At 66.1% G+C, this 14,120-nt stretch carries 1 protein-coding gene and 1 pseudogene; both read left to right on the top strand.

Going from position 1 to position 14,120, the window contains the following annotated elements:
• Positions 1-87: 87 nt before the first annotated feature.
• Positions 88-10,295: pseudogene (locus PCOSP_RS13165) on the top strand (non-ribosomal peptide synthetase).
• Positions 10,292-14,119 (top strand): non-ribosomal peptide synthetase, encoded by a 3,828-nt coding sequence (locus PCOSP_RS13160; protein WP_464711597.1) that lies wholly within the window; start codon positions 10,292-10,294, stop codon positions 14,117-14,119. Before PCOSP_RS13165 ends, PCOSP_RS13160 begins: the two are co-directional and overlap by 4 nt.
• Position 14,120 lies beyond the last annotated feature (1 nt).

The following is a 14,120-nucleotide window of genomic DNA, read 5'->3' as shown; positions in this document are numbered from 1 at the left end:
CGCAGCCGCCGCGGGGTCACTGCCTGACCACCGCGGCGCCCGCCCGACACCCACTGTTTTCAAGCCTTTGAAATGGACCAAGCAAGCATGAACAACATCGAAGACATCTACTCCCTTTCGCCGACCCAGCACGGCCTGTTGTTTCACAGTGTCTTTGAACCGGATTCGCGGGTGTACTACCAGCAATTGAGCCTGGAAATGAACGGCCCGCTGCAACTCAACGCCTTTCGCGGTGCCTGGCAGGCGCTGATGCAGCGCCACGCCGTGCTGCGCAGCGCATTTCTCTGGGAAGAGCTGGACGATGCCTATCAGGTGGTGCAGCAGGACGTCGACCTGCCCCTGACCGAACTGGACTGGCAGGACCGTGCCGACCCACAGGCCGCCCTGGAACAATTGGGCCTGGAACAACGGGCGCAACCCTTGGAGCTGAATGAATCGCCACTGATGCGCGTCTGCCTGGTGCGCCTGGCACCCGAGCGCTGGCACCTGATCTGGACCTTCCATCACATCCTCATGGACGGTTGGAGCGTCGGCATCGCGGTGCAGGAATGGCTGGCGCTCTACTACGAGCAAGCCCATGGCCGCCCCGCCCACCTGCCACCGACCCGTGCCTACCGCGACTACATCGCCTGGCTGGCGGAGCAGGACATGGCAGCCACCGAAGGCTTCTGGCGCGAGCAGTTGCAGGACCTCAGCGAACCGACCCCGCTGCCCAACTTTGCCGTGCGCGAGGCCGCGCCTGCTGGAGCGCCTTTCGCCGAGCGGGAAAGCCTGCTGGACGACAGCGAAACCGAGCAGCTGTCACAGTTCGCCCGGCGCCACGACCTGACCATCAACACCTTGATCCAGGGCGCCTGGGCATTGCTGCTGGGCCAACACGCCGGACGTGACGACGTGGTCTACGGCGTCACCGTCGCCGGCCGCCCGGAGAACCTGGCGGCGGTCGACAGCACCGTCGGCCTGTTCATCAATACCCTGCCGCTGCGGGTACAGTGGGCCGACAGCCCGGCGCTGGTGGATTGGCTGCAGCAGTTGCAGCACGCCAACAGCGACCTGCGCCACCACGCCTACCTGCCCCTGGGCAAACTCAAGGCGATGACGCGCATCGCCGCCGAACAGGCGCTGTTCGATTCGATCCTGGTGTTCGAAAACTTCCCGGTCACCGATGCGCTGAACCAGGACACCGGCGGCTTGAGCTTCAGCGCCCCGGCCAGCGAGCAGCGGGCCGACGGCATCACCCTGACCCAGGGTCGCAACCACTTCCCGCTGTCGCTGATCGTGATGCCGGACAAACAGTTGCACTACCTGATCAGCTACGACCGCAGCCGCTTCAGCGACGCCGAGGTCGCGGTGTTGTCCGCACAGTTGCGCGCGATTCTGTTGGCGATGACGGCGCAAGCCCAGTGCCGGGTCAACGAACTCGAGTGGCTGAGCCTGGAAGAACGCCAGCAGTTGTTGGTACAAGGGCTCGGCGCGCAACTGCCGGTATCCCAGGACTGCCTGCACCAGCGTTTCGAACAGCAGGTAGCCGCATACCCCGAACAACTGGCGGTACGCGATCGCCAGGTGGCACTGACCTACCGTGAACTCGATCAACAGGCCAACCGCCTCAGCCAATACCTGCGCGCCCAGGGTATCGGCCACGACAGCGTGGTCGCCCTGGCCATGGAGCGCAGTGCCGATTTCGTCGTTGCCCTGCTCGCCACCCTCAAGGCCGGCGCGGCGTATCTGCCGCTGGACATCAAGCAGCCCGCCGGCCGCCTGGCTGACGTGCTGGTAGACAGCCGCGCCGCGCTGTTGATCGGCGCCAGCCCTTCGCCGCTGCTCAAGGGCCTGGCCGAGCACACACCGACGCTATGGCTGACCGAACAGGCCCAGGCCATCGCCGCCCAGCCAGACGTGCCACCCGCCGTGGCCCACAGCCCGAGCGATGCCGCCTACGTGATCTACACCTCGGGCTCCACCGGCACGCCCAAGGGTGTGGTGGTCGAGCACCGGTCCATCGTCGACTACCTGACGGCGGTGCAAGCCGTGCTCAACCCGCCGGCGGCCGCCCGCTACGGCTTGCTGTCGAGCATCGCCGCCGACCTCGGCCATACCCAACTGTTCGGTGCGCTGTGCAGCGGCGCCAGCCTGTTGCTGGTGGATGAAGACAGCGGTTTCAGCCCACTGGCACTGGCCGAACTCTTCGACCAGCATCCGGTGGATGTGCTGAAAATCACCCCAAGCCACCTCGCCGGCCTGTTGCAGGCACTGCCCGATGCCCGCCTGCTGCCCCGCGCGCTGCTGGTGTTCGGTGGCGACGCCCTCAGCCCGGCGCTGCTGGAACAGGTGAACCGCCTGGCACCGGGCTTGAAGGTGTTCAACCACTATGGCCCGAGTGAAGCGACCGTCGGCGCCATCGCGACCGAACTGCCGGCGGGCCTGCGCAGCATCGCTCTCGGCCGGCCGCTGCCGAACCGCCAACTGCAGGTGGTCGATGGCAATGGTCGCCTGGCCGCCATCGGCGTGTCCGGTGAGCTGCTGATCAGCGGCGCCCTGGCCCGGGGTTACCTGCACCGGGACGACCTCACCGCCGAACGCTTCCATGTCGATGCGAACGAACAGCGCTGGTACCGCACCGGCGACCGCGTGCGCTGGCAAGTCGACGGTCAAATCGCGTTCCTTGGCCGAGTCGACAGCCAGGTGAAGATCCGTGGCAACCGCCTGGAGCTGGGCGAAGTCGAGGCGCAGATCAAGCGCCTGTCACCGCTGATCGAGCAGGCACTGGTGCGCGTCGTCGAACTGGACGGCAGCCCACGCCTGGTGGCCTGGCTGGTCGCCAGCCAATCGATCTCACCCGCCAAGCTGCGCAACGACCTCAGCGCCCGCGTGCCGGACTACATGGTGCCGGCGCACTTCATCACCCTCGACGAACTGCCCCTCACCCGCAATGGCAAAGTCGACGTGCAGCGCTTGCCGACGCCACAGAAACCCACCGACGACAGCGCCAGCCATGTCGCCCCGCGCAACGAAGTCGAAGCACTGCTGGCCGACATCTGGCAGGAGGTTCTCAAGCTTGAACGGGTGGGTGTGCACGACAACTTCTTCGCGCTGGGGGGTGACTCGATCATCAACTTGCAGATCATCGCCCGCGCCAACCAGCAGGGACTGAAGCTCACGCCTCGGCAGTTGTTCGAAAACCGCACCATCGCCGACATCGCCCGGGTACTGGGTGCCGATGCCAGCCAGGGGGTGGCGGAAAACCTTGCCGACGGTTACGAGCTGCCACTGGGCGCCGGCCAACGGGCACGCCTGCAACAGGGCCCGCTCGAGGCCACCTGGCGCTGCGTGGCGCTGGCCCAGGTCATCGACAGCGACTTGCTGGGCCAGGCGATCAGCGCCTTGCAGCAACACCATCAGGCCTTGCGCCTGGCACTCAAAGCGTTGCCCGACGGGCAATGGCAGCAACGGGTACTGGGCTCGGCCAAGGCGCCGCTGATCGCCCACGAGAAACTGGCCGAGTGCGACCCACAGCACTTGCAGGCCCTGGCCCAGGCCGGTGTCGACGCGCTTGAACTGGACGCCGGCCAGACCTTGCATGCCTGCCTGCTGGACGTGGCTGGCAAGCCGTCCCTGTTGCTGGCCGCTCACCCGCTGTGCGTGGACGAGGCATCCTGGTCGCTGCTGCTCGCCGACCTCAACCTGGCGCTGGCACAGCTGATGTATCACCGGCCGGTCCGCCTGTCCTATGCCGGCGGCGATTTCAGCCAGTGGACGCGACACCAGCAGGCACACGCCCAAAGCGATGCCCTCGACGACGCCTGGGAACATTGGCTGCAATACGCCGGCATGGAGCCGCTGCAACTGCCGGAAAGCGAGCAACCCAGCAGCATGGTCGAGCACGCCCTGCCCGCCACCACCTCCAGCGAACTCAAACGCGTGGCCGAGGTGCTGCAGCTGGACTGGAACAACCTGCTGGCCGCTGCCGTGGTGGAACAATGCCGTGATCTGGGCGGCGACGGCCTGGTTGCACTGAGCGTTCAAGGCACCCGCCCCGCCACCGAGCGCTTGCCTGTCGATGCGCCCATCGCCGTGGCCGACCTCGAACCGGCACGCATCCTCGGCCCCCTGGATCTGGCCGTGCCGTACTTCCTCCAGACCGAAGGCGACAGCCTGCTGCAACGCGTGCAGGCCCTGGTCGCGCAGATGCGCGCCTACCCGCAACAAGGCGTTGACTACGGCGCCTTGCGCTACCTGTCGGACAACACTTACCTGCAAGAGCCCCTGCGCGATCTGCCGGCGGCAGCGGTCGCCATTCGCTGGCTGGGCAACCTCGACAGCCATCGCGAAGCACACGGCATCCTCGCCCAGGTCGAAGCGGCGAACCCGTCGACCGCGTCGACCTGTCCGCTGACCCTCGACGCCTGGTGGCAGGACGATTGCCTGCACCTGCGCAGCCAGGGCGGCCTCGCCGCGACTTGGGCACCACGGCTCATGCAACGCTTGAGCGAACTCGCCAGGCTGCACAGCGCAACCGACCTGCGCCCTGCCAGCCAGGCCTTCCCGCTGTGCCACACGCAAGCGACGACCCTGGCGGCCGAGCCCCTGGACTGGTCGAACATCGAAGACGTCTACCCGTTGTCGTCGATGCAACAGGGCATGCTCCTGCACACCCTGCTGCAACCCCACAGCGGCATCTATCTGATGCAGCAACGCTACAGCTGGGACGGCGTGTTGCAACGCCCGGCCATGGAAGCGGCCTGGCAGCTGTTCCTGCAACGGCACCCGATGATGCGCACCGCGTTCTGGTGGCAGGAAGACCACGAGCCGTTGCAATGCGTCTACCGGCAGACCCACCGGGCTTTCGACTGGCAGGACCTGCGCCATCTCGATGAAGAGCAGCAGCGCCTGGCGATGGACCAGGCCCTGGAAGCGCAACGCCTGCAAGGCTTCGACATGGCCTGCGCGCCGCTGACCCATCTGCGGGTGTTCCAACTCGATGAGCGCCGCTTCGCCGTGGTGCGCAGCTTCCACCATATCCTCACCGATGCCTGGTGCTTTGGTTTGTTGATGGAAGATCTGTTGGCGATCTACCAGGCCCTGGTGCGCCAAGAGCCCGTGGCCCGTCCGCGCCTGCGGTCGTTCCGAGGCTACATGAGTTGGCTGGAGCGCCATGACATGGCCGCCGCGCACGCCTTCTGGCAAGCGGAAATGGCCGGTTTCAGCGAGCCGACGCCGCTGCACGTGGACAGCCCCGTAGCCGGTCCCGAGCAGGCACCGGAGCAGGTCGGCGACTTCGACCAGACCCTGAGCATCGCCCAGACCCAGCGTTTGCAGCAGCTGTGCCAGCAATATCAATTGACCCCCAACACCTGGATCCAGGGCGCCTGGGCATTGTTGCTGTCGCGCTACAGCGGCAACCGCGACGTGCTGTTCGGTGTGACTGTGGCCGGTCGTCCGACCGATCTGGCCGGTGTGGAGGAAATGGTCGGGCTGTTCATCAACAGCCTGCCGCTGCGGGTCGACGTCGACCCGCAAGCGCCGGTCGCCGACTGGCTGCAGGCATTGCTGTCGCACAACGCGCAGCTGCGCGAGCACGAAAGCGCATCGCTGGTTGACATCCAGCGTTGCAGCGAAGTGCCCCGTGGCCAGCAGTTGTTCGACAGCCTGGTGGTGTTCGAGAACGCCCCGCTGGACATCAGCAGCGTGCAACTGGATGCCTTCAGCATCGACATCTACGAAGACCGGGTGCACACCAACTTCCCGATGACGGTGGTGCTGTACCCTGGCGATCGCCTGGGCATTCGCCTGTCCTATGACAGCCAGCGCTTCAGCACCGACACCGTGCAGCGCATGCTCGGTCATCTGGTGCAACTGCTGTCGAGCATGCTCGATCAGCCGCAGGCGTCCCTGGGCAGCCTGCACATGCTCCCCGAAGCGGAGCGCCAGCAATTGCAGATCGAATGCAACCGCAGCGCCGTGGACTTCCCGCTGGAGCGCGGCTACGCGGCGCTGTTCGCCGATCAGGTGCAGCGCCGTCCGCAACACCTCGCCGCGGTCTGCCAGGGCCAATCGCTGACCTACGCCGAACTGGATCGCCGCGCCAACGCCATCGCCCACTCGCTGCAAGCGTCCGGCGCCGGTCCGGAAACCCTGGTGGCGCTGTTTGCCGAGCGTGGCCTGGCCTTGCTGACGATGATGATCGCCACGCTCAAGGTCGGCGCCGCGTTCCAGGCCCTGGACATCCAGCAACCGCCCGCCCGCCTGGCGGAACTGCTGAACCTCGGCGAAGCCCCGCTGCTGCTGGTCTGCGAGCACGCGACGGCGACGCTGGACAACGTCCTGCCGCAGCTGCGCCGGCAACCCACCTGCCTGATCGCCCAAGCGCTCTGGCAAAGCGGCGCACCAGCACCGGTCAGCTACGCCCATACCCCGACCAGCTGGCCTACGTGATCTTCACCTCGGGTTCCACCGGCACGCCGAAAGGGGTCATGGTCGAACAACGAGGAATGCTCAACAACATGTTCGGCAAGGTGCCGAGCCTGGGCCTGGGCGAGCACGACCGGATTGCCCAGACGGCGTCCGCGGCGTTCGACATCTGCGTGTGGCAGTTCCTCGCCGCGCCGCTGTTCGGCGCCACCGTGCATATCCTGCCCGATGCCCAGGCCCACGACCCGGTGGCCCTGCTCGACGCCGTTCAGGAACACGGGCTGACGCTGCTGGAAACCGTGCCGGCGCTGATTCGCGGCATGCTCCAGGAGAGTCAGGCGCATCACAACCTGGCAAGCCTGCGCTGGCTGCTGCCCACTGGCGAGGCCCTGCCACCGGCCCTGGCGCGGGACTGGTTCGCACGCTTCCCGGCCATCCCGTTGATGAACGCCTACGGCCCGGCGGAATGCTCGGACGACGTCGCCTTCCACCCGATCACCGAGGCGCCGACCGACGATTGCCTGCACATGCCCATCGGCAAGCCGACCGCCAACAACCAGGTGTTCGTGCTGGATTCGGAGCTGCGCATGGTGCCCATCGGCGTTCCCGGCGAGTTGTGCATCGGTGGCGTCGGCGTGGGTCGCGGTTACCTGCGCGACCCGCAGCGCACCCAGGAAGCCTTTGTCCCGCATCCGTTCCAGGCGGACGCACGCCTGTACCGCAGCGGCGACATCGGCCGGATGCGCGCCGATGGCGTGATCGAGTACCTCGGCCGCCGTGACCAGCAAGTGAAGATCCGTGGTCACCGTATCGAACTGGGCGAGATCGAAAACCGCCTGATGCAGCACCCGGCGGTGGACAGCGCTGCCGTCCTGGCGCTGCCCGACGCCCGGGGCGCCTTGCAACTGGTCGCCTGGTACGTGCTCGACAGCGCCGCCGACCTGGGCGGTGAATCCGCGCAACAGGTGCTGAGCGCTTACCTGGGCACGCAACTGGCGCACTACATGGTCCCGGCCCGCTGGCTGGCGCTTGAGCAATTGCCGCTGAATGCCAACGGCAAGGTCGACCGGCGTGCACTCGCCGCCAAAGGCGTGCCTCAGGCCGAGAGCGCCGATGAGCTGTGCGTGGCACCGCGCACCGCCACCGAGCAGGTCTTGGCGGAACTTTGGCAGGAGATCCTCGGCCTGGACAGCGTCGGTGTGCACGATGACTTCTTCGCCATCGGCGGCCACTCGCTCCTGGCTACCCAGGTGCTGTCGCGGATTCGTCGCCGCCTGAACGTCAGCCTGCCGCTGCGCACGCTGTTCGAACGCGGCACCCTGGAGCAACTGGCCACGGCGGTCGACCGGCAACGCGACGCCCAGGTCGTGGCCGAGGGCGACAATGAAATCGCCCTGGCGCAACGTCACCAGCCGCTGCCGTTGTCCTACGCCCAGCAGCGCTTGTGGTTCCTCGATCGCTTCGAAGGCCCGAGTGCCGCCTACAACATGAGTACGGTGGTGAGGTTGCGCGGGGCGCTCGACATCCCGGCGCTGCAAGCAGCATTGCAAACTGTACTGGAACGCCACGAGTCGCTGCGCACCGCCTTCCACCTCAACGGTGATCAGCCCTGCCAGGTGATCAGCCCGGCACCACGGGTCGACCTGACGCCGACCGAGTTGGATCAACTGGTCGGCGAAGCGCAGGCAAGCACAATGCAACGCCTGATTGATGAGCAGGCAAGCACCCCGTTCGACTTGCAACAGGCGCCGATGCTGCGCGCCAACCTGCTGCGCCTGGGCACGGATGATCATGTGCTGCAACTGGTGCTGCATCACATCGCCACCGACGCCTGGTCCATGGGCATCCTCGTCCAGGAACTGATCATCGGCTATCAGGCATACACCAGCGGTTCGACGCCGGCCCTGCCGGTGCTGCCGATCCAGTACGCCGACTATGCCCACTGGCAACGCAGCGAAGCACAGCAACACCTGCTGGCACGGGCCATCGACTACTGGCGGCGCCAACTGGACGGCGCACCGACGCTGATCCCGCTGCCGCTGGATTACCCACGCCCGGCACGTCCCGATTACCAGGGCGCGGCCCTGGAGCAACGCTTCACACCGGCCCAGACCCAGGTGCTCAAGGCGTATGCGCAAGCGCAGCGGGCGACGCTGTTCATGGTCCTGCTCAACGCTTTCAACAGCCTGATGCAGCGTGCCACCGGGGCCAACGATTTCATCGTCGGCACCGACCTGGCCAACCGCGAACACCCGGCCCTGGAACACCTGATCGGGTTTTTCGTCAACGTGCTGCCGATCCGCGCACGCCTGACCGAAGGCGACACCTTCGACGCTCGCCTGCAACGCTTGCGTGAAGATTGCCTGTCGGCCTTCCAGCATCAACAAGTGCCGTTCGACAAGCTGGTGGAGGAGCTGCAACCGCCGCGCACGCCGGGGGTGAACCCGCTGGTCCAGGTGCTGTTCGTCATGCAGAACACACCGAGCGGCAACGCCAATTTGCCGGACCTTGCGGTGGAACACCTGGTCCCGCGTCAGGAGAGCAGCAAGTTCGACCTCGCGGTGTTTGTCGAAGAAGATGAAGAACAGGGCCTGAACGTGCGCTGGGTGTATCGCACCAGCGTGTTGCAGGAAGCGACTGTCCGGCGTTTCGAGCAAGGTTTCGAAAGCCTGGTCGAGCAGATTGCCTCGGTCTCCGGGCAGGCGCTGGACAACTGGTCCTGGCGCCTCGAGGAAGGCCAGGGCAGCACAGCGCCCGCCCTGCCCGACTCGCCCGCCGACGACGCCACGGCCCGTAGCGCCCGCAAGCTTTCCAAGCTGAGCAAGCTCAAGCAGACCCGCGCCACCGCCGTCAGCCAACTGGCCCACGAACAGGTGCGCAGCCGCAGCCTGATCCCTGGACAACCCCTGCCGTTGGTGATCGAACCGTTGCTGGGTGACCTGGATCCGGTGCACTGGGCGCTGCAAGCCCGGGAATGGATCAACGGGCAATTGCGCACCCACGGCGGCCTGTTGTTCCGTGGCTTCAACCTGCCGGACGCCGCCGCGTTCGAACAGTTCGCCCAGGCCATCGAACCGGACCTCTATGGGACTTACGGCGATCTGCCGAAGAACACCTCCGGCAAGAACATCTACCATTCCACGCCGTACCCGGAACAACACATGATTCTCTTCCACAACGAGAGCTCGCACCTGCCGCAATGGCCGCGCAAGCAGTGGTTCTATTGCGAGACACCGTCCCCCGTAGGCGGCTGCACGCCCATCGTCGATTGCCGGCAGGTACTGGCGCGGTTGCCGAACGACATCGTCACCCGCCTGAAAACCCACGGCCTGCTCTATGTACGCCACTTCACCGACAAGCTGGACGTACGCTGGCAGGACTTCTTCAAGACCGAACAACGCGAGGAAGTCGAACGCCAATGCCGGGCATCGGGCATGCGCTGGGAATGGCTGGGGGCCGATAACCTGCGTATCGCCCAGCACTGCCCGGCGATTGTCGAGCACCCCGAGACCGGCGAGCTGTCGTTCTTCAACCAGGTGCAACTGCACCACACCGCCTGCCTGGAGCCTGAAGTGCGCAGCAACCTGATCAATCTGTTCGGCCCGGAGCACCTGCCGCGCAACGTCTACTACGGTGATGGCAGCGTGATCGAAGATGCGGTGATGGACGTGATCGGCGCGGCATACGAGGACTGCGCCGTGAGATTTACCTGGCAAAAAGGTGACATGGTGATGCTCGACAACATGCTGGTGGCCCACGCCCGGGACCCCTTTGAAGGCGAGCGCAAGATTTGTGTTGCCATGGGCCAGATGATGCGCCGCGAAGAACTGAAGGAGCATTTGCCTGAAGCGCAGGCGCTGCCGGTGGCGGAGGTGCAGGCATGACGGCTTACGAAAAGCGTGAAGAAGCCTTCGCCCTCTCGCCGCAGCAGCGCAGCCAATGGCTGGGCGGGTTGCCGCCGGTACGGCTGGAGCTGGAAATTCGCGGGGCGTTGGCGCTGGAGCGCCTGCAACAACGGCTCGCCGCGTTGAGTGCTTGCCATGAGGCCCTGCGCTTGCGGGTGCGACCGGAGCCCGGGTTGCTGACGCCGTTGCAGATCATTGAGTCCACCGTCACCGCAGCCGATGGGATCACCGTCGAGCTTCAATCGGTGGATGCCGACCGGCACCGGGTCGTGCTGCAACTGCCCGCGCTGAGCGCGGACCGCGGGACCTTGCTGCGCCTGGTGCAGGCACTGGCATCGGCGCAGGCACCGGTGCTCGACGACGAAGCCATGACCTACACCCAATACAGTGCCTGGCTCTACGAATTGCAGGCTGACGACGATGCCGAGCAGGGCCGGCGCTTCTGGGCTACCCAGGCGCTGGACGATTCGGCCGGCGAATTGCTCTACCGCCAGGTACGCAGCGATCGCGCCGAGGCGCCGGTGACCACCCGCCTGATTGCAAACCCGCAATTGGGCATGACCCTGGACCGTTTTTGCCAGCGTCACGGGGCCTCCCACGAGCAGGTGCTGATGGCGGCCTGGGGCGTCCTGTTGCAGCGCTTGAGCAGCGGCGACAGCCCGGCGCTGACCCTGAACTGGGTGCATGACTGCCGTGACGACTACGAAGAACTCGCCGACTGCTGGGGTCTGTTCGCCAAGCCCCTGCCTTTGCGCTGGGAAGCGGCTCCCGAGCATTCCTTTGCCCAGGCGCTGGCAAAGCTGCAGACGCTCTGCGAACACGCCACCGAATGGCAGGAGTATTGCGGCGCCGGCACCGCGCAGGTGGTCGAAACCGCGCATTACGGCTTTCAATGGGGTGCTCGCCTGCCTGGGCCACTCGGTGTCTTCGGTAGCAGCGCATCGACGCTTGCCGTGCTGGACCTCCAAGCTGTCCCGTCGGGCATGGAACTGCTGCTGGTGGCCGAAACCATCGGCGGCGACTATCGCCTGAACCTGTCTCACCCGCCGAGCCGCTACAGCGAACAGGCCGCCACGACACTGCTGGAACAGTTGCAGTCGCTGCTGCTCGACGCCCTCGCCTACCCGGACAAACCGCTGTCGGAACTGTCGTTGCAGGCCCCGGGCTTCGCGGCGACGCTGGCTGCCGTGCAGGCCCCGCTCGACGTGCCGCCGGCGTTTACCAGCGTGCCGGCGCGCTTTCGCGAATGTGCCGCACAATTCCCTGGGCACCTGGCCCTGCGCGATCACAACGGGCACTTGAGCTACGCCGAACTGGACGCACGCAGCAACCAACTGGCCCATTACCTGCGCGCCCAGGGTGTCGGCCGCGAGGACCGCGTGGCGTTGTACCTGGATCGTTCGGTGCAGATGGTGCTGGCGATGCTGGCCGTGCTCAAGAGCGGCGCGGCGTTCATCCCGCTGGATGCCCAGCAGCCCGCGCAACGCTCCCTGGCGATCCTGCAGCAGGCACAACCGACCTTCGTCCTCAGCGGCGCGGCCGGCAGCGCACCCGCCCTGCCGTCCGTCGGCAGTCTCGACCTGCGCAATGAAGCCGCCTGGCAGCAAGGGCCGACGAGCGCGCCGGACGTCGCTATCCAACCCCAGGACGCGGCCTACGTGCTGTTCACCTCGGGCAGCACCGGCACGCCCAAAGGCGTCATCGTCGAACACCGGCAGCTTGGCAGTTATGTCGCCAGCGTCTCCCGACGCTTGCAACTGGCGGCGGGCGAGCGCAGCGCGGTGGTCACGTCGCTGGCGGCCGACCTCGGTTACACCCTGCTGTTCCCGGCGCTGCTCAGCGGCGGCGAATTGCACCTGCTGGACAAGGAAACCGCCATGGACGCCCAGGCCTGGGCAGCGTGGCAGGCGCAGTACCCGATCGATCACTTGAAGATCGTGCCGTCGCTGCTTGATGCCTGGTTGATCCACGCCCAAAGCGCTGCGGTGCTGCCGCGCAAACAATTGATCCTCGGTGGTGAAAGCTGCTCGCGGCGTCTGTTGCAGAGCATTCGCCAGCACGCACCTATGCTGATGATCTTCAACCATTATGGCCCTACCGAAACCACGGTCGGGGTGGTGATGCACGCTGTCGAACCGGCGGTGGATTATCGTCGTTTGCCTCTAAGCGACCGTCTCGACGGCATGCGCCTGTACTTGCTCGACGACCAGCGGGCCCTGGCCGCTCCTGGCCAAAGCGCCGAGCTGTACATCGGCGGCCCACAACTGGCACGGGGTTATCTGGACGCGCAACAAAGCGCCGATCGCTTTATCGAACTGGCCCAACTGCCCGGCGAGCGCCTGTATCGCACCGGCGACATGGCCCGTTATCTTCATGACGGCAGCCTGGAAATCACTGGGCGTGCGGATCGCCAGGTGAAGATCCGGGGTTTCCGCGTGGAACTCGACGAGATACAGGCGCAATTGACCGGCCTGCCCGGGGTTGCCCAAGCCGCCGTGGAATGCATCCCTCGGGGCGAACTCGGCCAGCAACTGTTCGCCTTCATGACTCTGATACCCGGGCATTCGACCAGCGTCGCCCGGCTGCACGGCCAGGCCCAGGATTGCCTGCCGGACTACATGCTGCCGACCCTGCGGATTGTCGAAGCACTGCCGCTGATGGGTAACGGCAAGCTCGACCGCAAGACCTTGCAGCAATGGGCGGACAAGGTGCTCGACACGGTCGGCAGTGCCTTACCGCGCACACCACTGGAAGCCTTGCTCGCCGACGTCTGGGCGCAAGTGCTGGGCCTGGAGCGGGTGGGCATCGACGATGACTTCTTCGAACTGGGCGGCCACTCCCTGGCAGCGGTGACGCTTGCCAGTCGCCTGCAGACCGCGTTGTCGGCACCGGTGACGGTCAATGCGGTGTTCAACGCCCCCAGCGTCTCGGCCTTTGCGGCGCTGGTGCAGGCCGAGCTCAAGCTCTCGCCGCTGGTCCGGCTGTCAGCGCCCAACGCCAAGGCCGCCAATCTGTTCTGCTTCCACCCGTCCACCGGCCATGTGCAGGACTACCGCACGCTGCTGGCCCCTCTGCAATCCTGGAACCTCTGGGGTCTGCAGGCGGCCTACTTGGCCGAGGACAGCACCACGCTGGACGGTGATATCGAGAGCCTCGCCGCGCTCTATGTCGAGCATTTGCGCCAACAGCAACCCCACGGGCCCTATCACCTGCTGGGCTTCTCCCTCGGTGGCCTGCTGGCGATTGCCGCGGCCGCGCGCCTGGAAAGCCAGGGCGAGCAAGTGGCCTTTCTCGGCATCATCGACTCGCAGTACCAGCATCAGGCGCCGGAAGACAGTGTCGAGGCGCTGCTGGAGTCGGCTGCGCAGGCGCTGACCCTGGACAGCCAGGCGCTGATGCGTCAGTTGCCGCCGCCCGTCATCGCCGGATTGACCGCGCAACTGGGCGCCCTGCCCCCCGCGGCGCGCCTGGCGGAACTGGTGCAGTGGGCCCGCCAGCAAGGCCTGCAACTCGATGGCGACAGTTGGGACCACTTGCAAACGCGGCTGCGCTACCAGCAACACACGCAGCGCCTGCTGGCCAGCTTCAAGCCTGCACGGTTAAGCTGCCCGGTTCATGTCTGGTGGGCCAGCGACACCCTGGCCCAGGCCGAATTCGTCGACCCGCATTGGGAACGCCTGAGCAGCGGGCCGCTGACCCGCGAAGTCGTCCAGGCGCAGCACCTCACCATCCTCGAGCAAGGCGCCCTGCATCAGCAATTGGCGGCGCATCTCGAGACATTTGCGACACACGGAGCGGTTTGAA

It is taken from the genome of Pseudomonas sp. MAFF 730105 (assembly GCF_055380705.1).
Note: the sequence above shows the minus strand (reverse complement) of the source record. Positions and strands in the feature narration are given on the sequence as shown.

Excerpts from the sequence above, each read along its gene's own strand:
- PCOSP_RS13160 (WP_464711597.1), top strand. The coding sequence starts at position 10,292 with ATGACGGCTTACGAAAAGCGTGAAGAAGCCTTCGCCCTCTCGCCGCAG.